The 16,395-nt window shown below is 67.7% G+C and carries 5 protein-coding genes; all 5 read right to left on the bottom strand.

Features of this window, described 5'->3' with window-relative positions:
• Positions 1–32 precede the first annotated feature (32 nt).
• Complete coding sequence (locus ACO6VK_RS08600; protein WP_422506467.1) at positions 33–4,889, bottom strand: FkbM family methyltransferase; 4,857 nt, start codon at positions 4,887–4,889, stop codon at positions 33–35.
• A 146-nt stretch (positions 4,890–5,035) separates the two neighbouring features.
• Positions 5,036–5,806, bottom strand: a complete 771-nt coding sequence (locus ACO6VK_RS08595; protein WP_422506466.1) for an ABC transporter permease — start codon at positions 5,804–5,806, stop codon at positions 5,036–5,038.
• Positions 5,803–6,741, bottom strand: coding sequence for an ABC transporter ATP-binding protein (locus ACO6VK_RS08590; RefSeq protein WP_422506465.1), 939 nt, complete (start codon positions 6,739–6,741; stop codon positions 5,803–5,805). The genes ACO6VK_RS08595 and ACO6VK_RS08590 overlap by 4 nt, the downstream gene beginning before the upstream one ends.
• A gap of 27 nt (positions 6,742–6,768) precedes the next feature.
• The gene (locus tag ACO6VK_RS08585) at positions 6,769–8,370 is read right to left on the bottom strand and encodes an MBL fold metallo-hydrolase (protein WP_422506464.1); all 1,602 of its coding nucleotides are present in this window, start codon (positions 8,368–8,370) and stop codon (positions 6,769–6,771) included.
• 81 nt (positions 8,371–8,451) lie between these two features.
• Entirely contained in the window at positions 8,452–16,386 is a 7,935-nt protein-coding gene (locus ACO6VK_RS08580; protein ID WP_422506577.1) for an amino acid adenylation domain-containing protein, read from the bottom strand.
• Positions 16,387–16,395: the final 9 nt, after the last annotated feature.

Raw genomic sequence — 16,395 nt, 5'->3', positions numbered from 1 at the left:
GCCTGCCTGAGCATACCGCATCACCTGTTCCTTCAACGCGGTTCGGGCTCGGCCGCCATCGCCTCCAGCACACCGATGAACGTCTGCAGGAACTGCTGCGCGCGGGCACTGTCCAGGTGCGCCTGGCTGTGTTTGAGGTTGAGGCCCAGCCCCCGGTCGCAGGCGAAGGTCTCCAACGCCAGCTCCACCTGCTCGACCTGCTGGTGCAGGCCCAGCATCTGGCAGGGCACTTCGCCCAGCCGGAACGGCGCGGACAACTGGCCGTGGTCACAGAACTGCTGGATCGGCAGGCCGGCCTCGTCGGCGTGGTAGGAGAACAGCACCTGCACCAGCGGTACCCGCCTGCGTCCGCCGCCCATCCCCTGACTGATGTGATGGAGCGGAAGCGCTTTGCCGCGCAGTGCGTCGATGAACGCGGCGCGCACCCCGTCGTGCAACGCTACGAGGCTCCCGTCCGGTATCCGCACCCGGACGGGCAGCGTGGTGACGAAGTTGCCGATCGCCTCTGCGTGGCGGTCGTCATCGCGCAGCGATACCGGCGTACCGAGAATGAACTCCTCCCGGCCGAACGCCGTGGCGCAGTGCCGGGCGAAGGCGCTGAACAGCAACAGGAACGTACTGGTCTGCAACGTCGCCGAGCGCTCGACCAGGCGCTGCAGCGTGGCCGAACCGACCGTGCCGGTGGCGACCGAGAATGCGGCCGGACCCGATGTCCCGCCGCCGGCCGTGCGCTCCAGCAACGGTGGCGGCGGATCGGCAAGGCGCTGTGCCCAGCCACGGCGCAGCGCCTCCCCCGCGTCGCCCTCCAGCGCAGCCCGGTGGCCCGCGGCGAAGTCCATGAAGTCGCCACGGTCGGCCCCCTCGCGCGGCTCCCGGCCCTCGTCCAGCACCCGGCCGAGCATCAGTTCCAGTGATCGGAGGTCTACGACAAGATGGTGCGACACCAGCAACACCACGGTTCGCGACGCGGTCCAGCGATAGAGGTGCGCACGCAGCAACGGCCCGTGCTGCAGGTCGATCGGCTGGCGCGATGCAGTGCCGGCATGCGCGACGACCTGGTCCAGCGTCCAGTCCGTGGCATCGACCTCCACCACGTCCACTGTCGCCTCCGGGTCGACGTCGACCACCGTTCGCGCTCCGTCCAGCCGGTAGCGGCTGGCAAGCACCGGATCGGTCTGCAGCAGGCGCCGCAACCGCGGCTGCAGCGTACCCGCGTGGACAGGGGCGGATACGCACACCGCCACCGCTGCAAGGTAGGCCGGCGACGCCGGATTCAGCGTGTGGATGAACCACAGGCCTTCCTGGGTGGGGGCCAAGGCGGCTGCGCGGTCGCCGATGGCAACCACGGGTTGCGACGGGCGACTGAGCCGTGCATCAATCAGCGCGCCCAGCGCCGCAAGGCTGGCATTGCCGTATAGATCCGACAGGCGAAGCGCGATGCCGAAATGGCGGTTCACCGCGCTGACCAGGCGAACCAGCCGCAGCGAAGTTCCGCCTGTCGCGAAGAAGTCGTCCTCGCGGCGCGCCGGCCCGGCCCCCAGCACATCGCGCCAGAAGCCATAGACCACGCGCTCGGTGTCGGTGTGGCTGGCGGTGTCGTCCTGCGCCGCGTCGCCGCGCGCGCCCCAGATGGCCTCGGCAATGCCCGCTGCGCTGTGCGACACGCCGAAGATCCATTGCTCCCAGCGTGCATCCCAGTGCGCGGTGGATTCGGCCACCGGGCTGTCGGTAGGCACCGGGACATCATTGCCAGCGGCGCCGGCATCCGCAGCGATCACCAGCAGCGGGATCTGCCGCAACGTCGCCGTGGTGAACCCTGCCGTTCCCACGCCGGCGTCCTGGCCGGTTACGGCCAGGAAGAAGCTGGCGGCCGGCACATTGCGTACGGTGCGCTGTGCCTGGAGCTGGCCCTGCCGGACGCCCATCCCCTCCAACGCCGCCGCCAGCAGTTGCCCCAGGCGCTGCTCGACGCCACGGCCGAGTACCCGGCAACTCAACAGTATGTTCTCGACCACGAACACGTCGCCGGCAAGCTCGCCGTAGCAGGCACCGACCACGCCGTAGTCGCCGAAGCGGTCCCGCGCGCGGACGATCCAGCCATGCACCTGCGGCTGCTGCAGGTATGCCGTCACCGCCTCCTTGCTGCGCAGGCGCGCATGCAGATTGAACTGGTTGGTCCGTTGCGCGAGCTCCGCCACGCGCGCCCCATGCCCGGCGCCGATGCGCTCCAGTTCGACCACCAGCTGGAGCCCCTCGACAAAGGCTTCGAGACCGCCGTGGGCACGCCGGAACGCCTTGCGTTCCCCCTCCTGCCGATACAGCTCGACACGATCGGTGCCGCCGGGAGAGCGCCGCAGCAGATCCAATCCCCAGGTGTGCCTCCAGAATGCGTCGATCTGTGCGGCCTGCTGCGGAAAGACCAGGCACGACACCCCCGGGTGCGCGCTGCCCACCTGCAGGCATTCGGCCGGGTTGTCGTCCACGAACACCAGGCTGTCGATGGACAGATCGAGCTCGGCAGCAATCTCGGCGATCAACGTGGACTTGGGCGCCCAGCCGATCCGGGCCAGTGCGATGTCCTCGGCCCGAAGCAGCATGTCCGGATGCTGCGCGAACACCGCCCAGACATCCTCCGGCACGTTGCGACTGCACAGGCACAGGATCACGCCGGCGCGGCGCTGCGCCACCAGGAACGCCTGCCAGCGCCGCAATGCGGGCGTAATGGTGACGCCTCGAGGCCCGTCTTCGGCGCACAGTCCCTGCCAGAGGGTGTTGTCGCAGTCGACCACCAGCACCTTCTTCAGCGCATGCTGACGCTGTGCGTGGCCGCGCAGCGCCCACATCGCGGTGGCGGCATACCACTCCATCGGGAACGGCACCCCGGCATCCTCAACCTGCGCAGATGCTGCTCCCGAGGGCGACATGGCATAGCGGTGCAGCACCTCGCGCTGCGCCACCACTGCAACGCCCGGGAGCGCTTCCACCGCGCGCCGGAAGCCGGCCACCACGTGGCGGTACTGGCGGCGCATGTGCGCCGAGGTGGCGCTGGCCGGATGACTGGCAGCGAGAATCAGCGTCACGGGGGTGGCGCTGCGCGCGCGGAACGCCTGCAGCGACGTCAGCAGCTCGCCACAACGCGCCTGCAGTGCGCGCGCGTTGCGGCCGATCGAAGGCATGGCGCGACGCGCGGTACGCGTGGCGCTCAATGCGACCAGCCCGGACTGGCGGAGCTTTTCCTCCTCGCGCAGCACCACGGTATAGCCCATCGACTCCAGGAAGCCGATGATCTCCGCGGTACGTGTGCCCTCCTGATCGTGCACTTCCAGCATCAGTTGGCGGATACGCGACCAGTGCTCGGCCCGAATCCCCCGCAGGATCGCATCCTCGCTCTTCTCCGCGTCGACCTTCAGCAGGCCGATCGATGCAAGACCGTGCTGATCGATCACGTCGGACACCGACGTCAGCGCGACCTCCACCTGGTGCCCTTCCAGACGATGGGCCACCAGGTCTTCAACATAGCTGTCGTGCTGGCCGTCCACATGCGCGTCACTGAGCTGGTTCTCGATCACCTGCTCAATGGCGCGCCGGTCTTCCTGGGCGTCCACATGGAAGCCGGAGAACACGGTGGACGTCGCATAGTGGGTGAACACCGCACTCCCTTGCGCCTCCGCCACGCCCTGCTGGAAGACAGTGGCCCGGCCGCGTCCCTCCAGGTTGGCGCGCGCCACTGCCGCCGTCACCGGCGATGGTTCGAAGGCCAGTACCCGCACGCTGGGGTTGAGGTCCAGCATGTGCAGCGAGAACAGGCCGATGTTCGCACCGATGTCCAGCACCACATCGTCGTCCTCGAGCACGATGTTGTCACGCAGGTAGCTGCGGTCGTCGAAGATCTCCTCGTAGAGGTAATCGGTCTCGTAGCGGTTCAACCCGAGAACCTGCAGATGGTTGGGCAGCAGCGCCGGCTCGGCACCGGCCGAACGCGCTTCCCGCCACGCATCGCCCTGCACGGCAAGTGCGGGCGTATCCCATTGCGACAGGTCAACCAACAGCAGCAGTTCACTGCATTCCGGCGCGTCCGCCACACCGGCCGGATCGAGCAGGGTCTGGTGCACCTGGTCGAACCCGGCCGTACGAACGCACAGCCCGGCCCCCTGCGCGAGGTGATCGAACGCTTCCTGGAACGGTTCCAGGCTGATGTTGCCGGCCACCGACAGCGTCGGACGGCGCTGCGCCAGACGCGCGTAGGTGACACCGACGGCCTCGGCAACCACCTGGCCATCGACGTCGCGGACCTGCAGATCGGCAACGAAGCCACGCGCGTGTGCGGTCCGCAGCCAACCGGTGGCGGACAACGTCCCGCGCACCGGTCCCCAGACGTCGATCCGGTCGATCGACTGGATCACATGCGCCAACGACGGCGCATCCTCCGGCAAGGCAAGCAGCGCATGCAGGCATGCATCCCAGCAGGCGGCATCGGGTGCATCCCGACCCATGATGTCGACCTCGATCCGCTGCTCCTGCCGGTACAGGCCCGTCACCAGTCGCAGCGCAGGCAGGAACGTGTTTCCTGCGTCCGCCAGGTCCTGATAGAAGCCACCGACATCCATCGGGTCGCCAGGCCCACGCCGTGCCGCGGCGGCCGGGTCTGGCGCACGGCCGCCGGCAAGCAGCAGTGCCTCCAGTTCCACGGCGGGCGTGGCGTCGCCATCGTCGTGCAGACGTGACAGGCGGACGCTGGTGGCCGCATCATCTGTGCGTCCTGTGAAGGACACCTGCAGTGCGTCGTCCTCGGCGATCCCGACGTGGAACACCAGTCCACCGAGCTGGCAGGCCGCGCCCGCCGGGGCAACTACGTCGAGCACGCGGGTCACCACCAGGGCTGCCGGCACGACGGCTTGTTGCCCGACCCGATGGGCCGCGATCAGTTTACGTTCCTGCGGCGACCATGCCGTCAGCGGGACGGCCGCGCCCTGCAACGGGCTGGCCTCTGACTGGAAGGCGCCATTCCCTGGGTATGCCTTGGCGTCCATGATCATCAGTAGTGTCCGAGGGTTCCGTTGCGTTTGGCCTTGCGGAGGGCCATCTGGAACAGCACGCAGCCGATCGCCAGATACACCACCGCGTTCACTGCGGGAATCAGATGGTCGGCTGTCGTGGGCATGTAGCCGGTGGCCAGGATGTGGCGCATCAGCGACGCGGCCGAGGACAGCGGTGCGAAGTCAAGCCACTGCAGGGTCTGCTCGCTGCCGTCGCGTTTCTGGAAGAAGACCAGGAACAGCAGCATGAACTGGCTCAGCCCGATCAGCGCGGTGGCCTTCTTCATCAGCAGGGCCAGCGCGCCCATCATCAAGCCAAGCCCGGTCGTGCCGAGGACGAGCAGTCCGACCGACGGTAGTACCGCGGGGGTGATATGGAAGCTGGAGCGGGTCAGCAGCAGGATGCAGACAAGCACGCTCAGGGTGATCAGTACGTTGATCGACAGATTGGCCAGCACGCGCGCCATTGTCACCGCGAGGAAGGAGCGATCGGAGAGCACCACCTGCTCCAGCGTACCGATTTTGGCTTCCTGCTCGATCTCACCGGCGACGCCGCTGAAGATGCCCAGCACCAGCATCCAGGCAATGTAGCCGGCCACGATCGAATCAACGCGGGTGCCGAAGTCCTGACCACCGGCCAGGAAGCGTGCCCCCAGGTACAGACCGGCGAACATCAGGGCGAGGATCGCGAACACCGCGATCGCCTCGGCGGGGTAGCGCAGGAACAGCTTCCAGGATCGGCGCGTTTCGGCCATCAGCAGCGTCATCATTGCACGGTCTCCCGGACAGGCTGGGCGGAAGGTAGTTGCTGGGTGTACATCCGGTAGGCCGCATCCAGGCCGAAATCGCCACGAACCACGCGCAGAATGGGCGTCGGACTCAGCGCCGCCAGTACGTCATACACGTGGGCAGGCTCGCCGGCAAAGGACACTGACTGGTCCAGGACCTCCACGTTCAGCGCCTCCAGTGCGGCGAGCGTGTCGGCGCCCAACGGACCCTGGAACTCGATCCGGTAGGTTTCGCCAGCGAACTCGGCCTTGATCGCGTCGGTAAGCGCGTCGGCCACCTTGCGGCCGTCGTGGATGATCGCGATGCGGTCTGAAATCTGCTCGGCCACCTCCAGTTGATGGGTGGTCAGCAGGACGGCTACGCCGTCGGCACGCAGATCGCGGATCAGCTGCAACAGGATCTGAGTGCCTTCGTAGTCCACACCCAAGGTGGGTTCGTCCAGGATCAGCAGGCTCGGACCGTGTACGAGCGCTACCGCGATGGCGATCTTCTGCTGCATGCCGCGCGACAGCATGCGGACCGGGGTGCGAGCCACATCGCCCAGTCCGAACCGCTCTACCAGCGCCGCGCCCTTGCGCCGCGCTTCACGCAGGCCGAGCCCGCGCAGCGCCCCGAAGTACTCCAGGTTGTCCAGGGCATTGAGGCGCTGGTAGAGGTTCTTGCCGCCTTCCAGCACGGCCCCCAGCCGGGTGCCACGTCGTGCGCTGTCGTCCTCGCCGAAGCGGACCGTCCCGCTGTCGGGGACGATCAGCCCGGCAACCACCTTGATCGCGGTGGTCTTGCCCGCACCGTTGCGGCCCAGCAATGCCAGCACCTCGCCCCGGTCGATGTGAAACGAGAAGTCGTCCAGCGCGTGCTTGGTCCCCGCCTCGCTGGAATAGGATTTTCTAAGGTTGTCCACGACAAGAGCCTTCAAGGCATATCTCCCGGAGTAAGGCGGGTATCAGGCGAGCTGGATGGTCTTTTCGCCGAACAGGCGCTCGTGCTGGATGGCACGTTCTGCGCAGGCGGCAAGCAGCTTGTTGGACTCCACGATGGGCAGCGAGTCTTCGGTGTAGCTGATGCTGGAGATATAGGTCAGCCAGGGCTCCTTGCCCATCGCGTAGATGTAGACCGACTCCGGCGAGAAGCTCTGCACGAGATCCAGTGCCCGTTCGTAGTTGGAGCCATTCAGGCGCCGCGCCTGATCCAGCTTGCGGTCGACCTTGCGGGTGAACAGCGGCCCGTACAACCACGACATCGGTGCGCCTTCGCACTCCATGCCGATGAAGATGTGCTGGATGTTGCCCACGATGTCGCGCAGATGTTCGTACAGCCGCGGCTCCAGGTTGTTGGAGTCGGCGGCGAACAGCATGCTGCTGCCCTCCAGGTTGACGTAGAACGCCTGCTTGCTGCGGATATGCAGGTCGCCATGCTCACCGAAGAACGGCAGTCCCATGATCTCGCCGCCCGTGACCGGCACCGATTCGAGTTCGTCGATCTCGAGCACGTTCTCGAACCCCACCGTCTTGAGCATCAGCTTCAGGGACGGATCCTGCAGCGTACCGCCGCCGTTCTTCGGCACCACGATGGTGCCGATGCGGTGGCGGATCTGCAGCAGCGTCTCGAACATCACATGGTCCTGGTGCGCATGCGTCAGCAGCACGTAATCGATGCGATCCGGCAGGTCCGCATAGGAGAAGCGCTGCACGCCGCCGTCGAGTGCATAGCTGATGACCGGGTCGGTCATGATGGTCACATCGGCGCTTTCCACCAGTACCGTGGCGTGCCCGAAGTAGCGGATGCGCACGCCGGGCCCGTTGAAGTTGCGGTCAGCGTTGCGCGCCGGCGCGGCATCGGTGAAGTAGCCGTAGAACATCTCGCGCTTGGCCGGATCGGCGATGTAGGACTCGGCGAACTGGCGTACGAACGCCTCGCTGTCCCCGTGGTCGCGCATCGCGAACAGACGGTCGATGTCTTTGGAGCGGTACGGCAGGTCGACCATGATGTTGTCGTCCGTGCTCAACCGCGGCGTGCTGAGTACGAACGGCCGGTGGTCACCTTCCAGCAGCGACAGCGACAGGCCCTGCAGATCCTCGCGGTAGTACTTGCTGCGGTACGCCACCCCTTCGAGCATGCGGAAGGACGGGTTGTGGTGCAGGTCGTAGCCCAGCTCCACGTAGCCCTTGAGCGCTTCGGGTACGCGCGGGTACAGCTCTTCCAGCGACGAGCCCTGCGCCTCGGACTGCAGCATCTCGTCCAGCGCCTTGACAGCGTCGGCGATCTCGCCGGCGAAGGACATGCGGCGGCGGGTGTCGGCAATCAGGTCGTGCACGACCTGCAGCGGCCCCTCGTAGTCCATGAAAGGCCCGCCGCGCATGGCCGGGTTCTTTGCCGCCGCCGCGTGCAGCTCCGGCGCCTTCAGGTAGGAGTCCATGATGCGCATATGCAGGTTGGTGACGATCATCGAGGCGGTGATCGGCTGGATCAACAGCGGCCACACGTACCAGCCGTTGAACAGCGGTTCCATCATCACGTTGTCCTTCAGATAAAGCGTTCGTTCCATTGCGATTGCCTCGTTGACTTCGATGGTTGACAGTGTTTTACCTGCTGCATCCGCTTCGATGACCGGCATCGGAGTGCGGCGCTACTCCGTATTGAGTTTCACCAGCAACTGCGCGTCCCGCTCCAACGCCTCCGGATCGGGTACCTGGGCCTGGGCAGCCGCGCAGAAGTCCTGCAGCCGCGGGGCGTCCAGCACCACGACAAGGCCCAGCTCCGTGCGGAAGATCGCGTTGAAGCGGGCGATGAAGCGGATCGCTGCGATGGAATGTCCACCGATCGCGAAGAACGCGTCGTCCAGCCCCACCTGCGCGTGTCCAAACTGTTCCTCCCACAGCGCTGCAACCACCTGTTCGAGCCCCGTCCGGGGGGGGCGATGGGCAGCCGTGTGCGCCTGGTCGGACAACCCGGCCAGAATCGCCGCGTGGTCCACCTTGCCGGAGACGGTCAGCGGTACGTCGCCGGTGATCCAGATGTCGGGCGGCACCAGATGGTCCGGCAGCCGGCTGCGCAGTGCGCTCTGCACCGACGTGACCGTGGCCGTGCCTTCTGCCACGACGCAGGCATAGAGCACGTTGTCGCCATCCTCCCGGCGTTGCACGCCCACAACCGCGTTGGTCACGCCCTCCAGACCCAACAGGGCCTTCTCGATCTCCCCCGGCTCGATCCGGTGGCCGTTGAGCTTGACCTGCCGGTCGCTGCGGCCGAGGAACAGCAGATGGCCGCGGCTGTCGCGCCGGCACAGATCACCGGTGGCGTACAGGCGGCTGCCGCTTGCGCCAAAGGGATTGGGCAGGAAGCGCTCGGCGGTGGCGCCGGCACGACCGACGTAGCCGTAGGCCAGGCCGCTGCCCTCGATGTACAGCTGGCCCGGCGCGCCGTCCGGCACCGGGCGCAACGTGTCATCCAGCAGATGCACCCGGTTGCCCGTAAGTGCGGTGCCGAGCGGCGGCCCGAAGGGCAGCGCATCGTCGGCCGGCACGGTGTGCCAGGTATCGGCCAGCACGCAGATGCTGGCCTCGGTCGGGCCATAGGTATTGGTCCAGGCCGCCTGTGGGCACAGCCGCAGCCACGCCCGTACCGCATCAGCGGAGGCCGCTTCGCCGCCGACCACGACCGAACGCACACTGCGCAGTGATTCGGCGCCGGCCTCGTCCAGCTGGAACGTCAGCGCGTGCCAGTAGGCCGTGGGCAGATCGAGGATGGTCGCCCCATGCAAATGCACGTAGTGGCAGAACTGCCGCGGGTCGAGCAGCCGTTCCGCCGGCAGCAGCAGGCGTGCACCGCTGACCAGCGCGCCGAACACCTCTTCCTGGAACGCATCGAACGCCGGTGCATTGAACTGAAGCACACGGTCATCCGGGCCCAGCCCCCACAACTGCTGCATGCGCAGCGCGTGCTGGAGCAGCCCGCTGACCGGCAGCGCGACCGCCTTGGGCTTGCCGGTGGAACCGGAGGTGTGCAGCACTGAGGACACCGCCCCGTCGACCACCGGACCGGGTTCACCGAGGCCGTCGGTATCCGCGGCGTCCAGATCCAGTACCCGCGACGCGGTCAGCGGCGGCACCGCCCCTTGGCGCAGCAGCACGGGGCTACGGACGCTGTCGAGCAGGTAGCGCAGCCGCGCCGCCGGGTAGCCCGCATCCAGCACCAGATAAGCCGCACCGGCGCGCAGGCAGGCCAGCATCGCCACGATCAGTCTGGCGCGGTCCTCGATCAGCAGCCCGACTACATCGCCCGGCCCCAACCCGCGCAGCCGGAGGCGAACGGCCAGTCGCTCCACCCTGGCCAGCAGCGTGGCGTAGTCCACCACGGTCTCGCCCTGCAGGGCGATCGCCTGCGGCGGGTGCGCCTGCAGCCACGCAAACAGATCGGCGGTGCGATGGTGCATCGCCGGTAGCGCCTGCGGAAGCCGCTGCGGCGGGGACAGTGACGCCAGTGGAACATCCGGTGCGGCCAGCAACGCGTCCAAGGTGTCACGGTAGTGCGCGCAGATCGCTTCGATGCGCCCCTGCTCGAACACGTCCGAGGCGTACTCCGCCACCAGCAACAGGCCGCTGCCGGTGTCGACCAGATTGACGGTGAGGTCGAACTTGGCGGTCTGGTGCGGCAGCGGCTCCACGATGGCGGCATGCGCGCCGAAGGGCATCGGCAGGCTGACCTCGTCGGCCGTCTCGTAGGAGAACACGATCTGGAACAAGGCCGAGCGCTGCATCCGCTGGCTGGGCGTCAGCCGCTCCACCAGCTGCTCGTACGGCACGCCCTGGTGCGCCTGGGCCTCCCGCGTAACACGCTTGGCCATCCGCACCAGGTCCCGGAAGCTGGCTGCCTCGTTCACGTCCAGCCGCATCACCAGCATATTGACGAAGAAACCCACCAGCGAATGGGTGGCTGCATCCTCGCGGTTTGCGGTAGGCGTGCCCACGCTGATCTGCGGGCACCCGCTCAAACGGGCCAGGCATGCGGCGAAGCCGGCCAGGGCAACTGCATAGCGGCTGGCCCCCTCCTCCCGCGACAGGCCACGCAGGGCCTCGGCAAGCGCATCGGGCAACGCCAGCATCACCGTACCGCCTTCGCCGGTCGGCGCATCGGTGGCCGGACTGTCCAGCGGCAGCATGGCCACCTCCTGCGCGTCCGCCAATTGTTGATGCCAGTAGGCCGCGTGCGCGTCATCGACCACGCGTACACGGCTGCGCTCCCACGCCGCCACATCAAGGTAGCGCAGCGCCAGGGGTGGCAACGCCGGTGCGCGCCCCTGCTCGGCAAAGGCGGCGTATGCCGTGGAGAGTTCACCGAGCACGATGCCCATTGACCAGCCATCGCTGGCGATGTGGTGCAGGTTGAGCAGGAGCACCGTCTGCCGGTCCGGCATCTGGACCACGTCACTGCGCAGCATGCGCCCGTGTGAGAGCCCGAACGGCACGCGGCTACGCTGTTCCAACGTGGCCGCCAAGGCGGTTTCGGCGTCCGTAGCAGCAAGATGACGCAGATCGTGTTCACCGAGCTCCACATCGCCGGCCGGATGTATCCGTTGCACCGGTTCGCCGTCCACCAGGTGGATACCGGTACGCAGGATGGCGTGGCGCTCCACCAGCCACTCCAGCGCCTGGCGCAGGGCCGGCACGTCCAGCGCGGCATCGATGCGGTACGCGTACGGCATGTTGTACTGGGTGGAGGTGGGGTCCAGCAGCTGCAGGAATACCAGCCGCGACTGCGCGAACGACAGCGGACCTTCATCATCGGGGTGCACTGGCAATGCCGGCGCCGCTGCCACTGCCGGCAGCAGCAGGCCGGCGGACAGCGACTGCGCCTGTGCGCGGTGCTCCAGCACGCCCTCGGGATCCACCTCGCGGCAGAAGGCTTCCAGCTGCGGACGATCAAGCAGCGCCAACAGGGCGACATCGCTGTTGAGCAGCGCGTTGAACCGGGCGATGAAGCGGATTGCCGCGATCGAATGACCACCGATCGAGAAGAAGTCGTCGTCCAGGCCGATCTGCGACCGCTGGAACTGCTCCTCCCAGAGGGCGGCGACCGCCTGCTGCAGCGCGGTCTCCGGTGCGCGGTGTGTCTGGTCGGGTGCCTGATCGGCCAGGGTCGCCAGGATCACCGCATGATCGACCTTGCCCGATACCGTCAGCGGTACCGCCGTGGTCACCAGCAGGCGGCTGGGCACCATGTAGGCCGGCAGGTGTTGACGCAGCACGGCCAGCAGTGTGGACGCATCGGCCGTACCGGAGACGGCGGCGCAGGCGTAGGCGATATCGCCTGCACCCGGCTGGCGCTGCACGCCCGCAACCGCATTGGTCACTCCGTCAATGCCGAGCAGGGCCTTCTCGATCTCCCCCAGCTCGATGCGGTGGCCGTTGAGCTTGACCTGCCGGTCGCTGCGGCCCAGGAACAGCAGCTGGCCGCCGAGATCGCGCCGGCACAGATCGCCCGTGGCGTACAGCCTGCTGCCGTTTGCGCCAAAGGGATTGGGCAGGAAGCGCTCGGCGGTAGCGGCCGAGCGACCGACATACCCGTAGGCGAGACCGCTGCCCTCGATGTACAGCTGACCCGGCGCCCCGTCCGGTACCGGACGCAATGCCTCGTCGAGCAGATGCACCCGGTTGCCGGCCAGGGCAGCGCCGAGCGGTGGGCCGAAGGGCATCGCAGCCTCGTCCGGCGCCGTACGCTGGGTATCGGCCAGCACGCAGATGCTGGCCTCGGTCGGGCCATAGGTATTGGTCCAGGCCGCCTGCGGGCACAGCCGCAGCCACGTCCGTACCGCATCAGCGGAGGCCGCTTCGCCGCCGACCACCACCGAACGCACACTGCGCAGTGATTCGGCGCCAGCCTCGTCCAGCTGGAACGTCAGCGCGTGCCAGTACGCAGTGGGCAGGTCGAGGATGGTCGCCGCGTGCGCCTGCACGTACGCGCAGAACTGCCGGGGGTCGAGCAGGCGTTGCGCCGGCAGCAGCAGGCGCGCACCGCTGACCAGCGCACTGAACACCTCTTCCAGGAACGCATCGAACGCCGGTGCATTGAACTGCAGCACGCGGTCATCCGGGCCCAGCCCCCACAGCTGCTGCATGCGCAGCGCGTGCTGGAGCAGCCCGCTGACCGGCAGCGATACCGCCTTGGGCTCGCCGGTGGAACCGGAGGTGTGCAGTATCGAGGACACCGCCCCGTCGACCACCGGACCCACCTCGCCCAGGCGGTCGGTGTCCGGCGCGTCCAGGTCCAGTACCTGCGCCGCTTCCAGCGCCGGCACCGCCCCCTGCCGCAGCAGACAACCGCTGCGGCCGTTATCGAGCATGTAGCGCAACCGGGCCGAAGGATAGTCCGCATCCAGCACCAGGAAGGCTGCGCCGGCGCGCAGGCAGGCCAGCATCGCCACGATCAGCGTGGCGCGGTCTTCGATCAACAGTCCCACCGCAGCGCCCGGCCCCTGCCCGCGCTGCTGCAGGCGTAGCGCCAGCCGCTCCACCCGGGCCAGCAGCGTGGCGTAGTCCACCACGGTCTCGCCCTGCAAGGCGATCGCCTGCGGCGGATGCGACTGCAGCCGCGCAAACAGCTTCGCCGTGCTGTGCCGTGCCTCCGGCAGCGCCTCCTGCAATGGCACCGGCGCGGACAGCGCAGCGAGTGGTGCATCCGGTGCGGCCAGCAGCTCACCGAGCGTGTCGCGGTACTGCGCGCAGAGCGCTTCAACGCGTGCATGCGCGAAGACGTCAGAGGCGTACTCGACCACCAGCAACAGGGCGCTGCCGGTGTCGGCCAGATTGACGGTGAGGTCGAACTTGGCGCTCTGATGCGGCAGCGCCTCCATCATTGCAGTATGCGTTCCGAACTGGATCGGCTGGCTGACCTCGTCCGCCGTCTCGTAGGAGAACACAACCTGGAACAACGCCGACCGCTGCATGCGCCGCTCAGGCGGCAGACGCTCCACCAGGTGTTCATACGGCACGCTCTGGTGTGCCTGGGCTTCCCGTGAAACGCGCTTGGCCGCCCGGATCAGCTGGCGGAAGCTGCCGGCCTCGTTCACGTCCAGCCGCATCACCAGCATGTTGACGAAGAAGCCCACCAGTGGATGGGTCGCCACATCCTCACGGTTTGCGCTGGGCGTTCCCACGCTGACCTGCCGCGACCCGGTCCAGCGTGCCAGGCAGGCAGCGAAGCCGGCCAAGGCGACGGCGTAGCGGCTGGCCCCCTCCTCCCGCGACAGACCACGCAGGGCCTCGGCAAGCGCATCGGGCAACGCCAGCATCACTGTGCTGCCTTCACCGGTCGGGGCATCGGTGGCCGGACGATCCAGCGGCAACGTCGCAATGTCCTGCCCGTCGGCCAACTGCTGGTACCAGTAGGCCGCATGCGCATCATCGGTATCGCGCACCTGGCTGCGCTCCCACACCGCGACATCGAGATAGCGCAATGGCAGGCGTGGCAATGCCGGTGCACGACCGTGGCGGGCAAAGGCAGCATAGGCCGTGGAGAGTTCGCCGATCACGATGCCCATCGACCAGCCATCGCTGGCGATGTGATGCTGGTTGAGCAGGAGCACCGTCTGCCGGCCGGGCATCAGCACCACGTCGCTGCGCAGCATGCATCCCTGTGCAAGCCCGAACGGGACGCGGATGCGCTGCTCCAACGTTGCCGCCAGAACGTCTTCGGCGTCCGCGGCGGCAAGATGACGCAGATCGTGTTCACCGAGCTCCACATCGCCGGCCGGATGAATCCGTTGCACCGGTTCGCCGTCCACCAGGTGGATGCCGGTGCGCAGGATGGCGTGGCGCTCCACCAGCCACTCCAGCGCCTGGCGCAGCGCCGGCACGTCCAGCGCGGCGTCGACGCGGTACGCGTACGGCATGTTGTACTGGCTGGAGGCAGGATCCAGCAGCTGCAGGAATACCAGCCGCGACTGCGCGAACGACAGCGGGCCCTCATCACCGTGGTGCACGGGCATCGATGCCGTCGCCGGCAGTGGAATACCCGTCGATAGCGGCTGTGCGTGCGCACGCTCCTCAAGCACACCGTGTGGATCAACGTGGCGGCAGAACGCCTCCAGCTGCGGATGATCCAGCAGCCCGAGCAGGGCGACATCGGCAGCGAACAAGGCGTTGAATCGGGCGATGAAGCGGATCGCCGCGATCGAATGACCGCCGACCGAGAAGAAGTCGTCGTCCAGGCCGATCTGAGTTCGCTGGAACTGTTCCTCCCATAGGGCGGCGACCGCCTGCTGCAACGCGGTGTGCGGCGTGCGGTGGGCGTGCGTAGGTCCCTGCCCGGACAGCGCAGCCAGGATGGCCGCGTGATCGACCTTGCCCGACACCGTCAAAGGCACAGTACTCGCGACCAGTAGACGGCTGGGCACCATGTAGGTGGGCAGGCGCTGACGCAGAGCAGCCAGCAATGCGGCCGCATCAACGTCGGTGTCGGCGTCGACAGAGACACAGGCATAGGCCATATCACCGGCACCCGGCTGGCGCTGCACGCCGGCCACCGCGTTGGTCACACCCTCCAGACCCAGCAGGGCCTTCTCGATCTCCCCCAGTTCGATGCGGTGGCCGTTGAGCTTGACCTGCCGGTCGCTGCGGCCCAGGAACAGCAGCTGGCCGCCGAGATCGCGCCGGCACAGATCGCCCGTGGCGTACAGCCGGCTGCCGTTTGCGCCAAAGGGATTGGGCAGGAAGCGCTCGGCGGTAGCGGCCGAGCGACCGACATACCCGTAGGCGAGACCGCTGCCCTCGATGTACAGCTGACCCGGCGCCCCGTCCGGTACCGGACGCAATGCCTCGTCGAGCAGATGCACCCGGTTGCCGGCCAGGGCAGCGCCGAGCGGTGGGCCGAAGGGCATCGCAGCCTCGTCCGGCGCCGTACGCTGGGTATCGGCCAGCACGCAGATGCTGGCCTCGGTCGGGCCATAGGTATTGGTCCAGGCCGCCTGCGGGCACAGCCGCAGCCACGTCCGTACCGCATCAGCGGAGGCCGCTTCGCCGCCGACCACCACCGAACGCACACTGCGCAGTGATTCGGCGCCAGCCTCGTCCAGCTGGAACGTCAGCGCGTGCCAGTACGCAGTGGGCAGGTCGAGGATGGTCGCCGCGTGCGCCTGCACGTACGCGCAGAACTGCCGGGGGTCGAGCAGGCGTTGCGCCGGCAGCAGCAGGCGCGCACCGCTGACCAGCGCACTGAACACCTCTTCCAGGAACGCATCGAACGCCGGTGCATTGAACTGCAGCACGCGGTCATCCGGGCCCAGCCCCCACAGCTGCTGCATGCGCAGCGCGTGCTGGAGCAGCCCGCTGACCGGCAGCGATACCGCCTTGGGCTCGCCGGTGGAACCGGAGGTGTGCAGTATCGAGGACACCGCCCCGTCGACCACCGGACCCACCTCGCCCAGGCGGTCGGTGTCCGGCGCGTCCAGGTCCAGTACCTGCGCCGCTTCCAGCGCCGGCACCGCCCCCTGCCGCAGCAGACAACCGCTGCGGCCGTTATCGAGCATGTAGCGCAACCGGGCCGAAGGATAGTCCGCATCCAGCACCAGGAAGGC

This window comes from Stenotrophomonas sp. GZD-301 (assembly GCF_049310345.1).
In the GTDB taxonomy this organism is placed as follows: domain Bacteria; phylum Pseudomonadota; class Gammaproteobacteria; order Xanthomonadales; family Xanthomonadaceae; genus Stenotrophomonas.
This window is presented reverse-complemented; position numbering and strand designations above follow the sequence as displayed.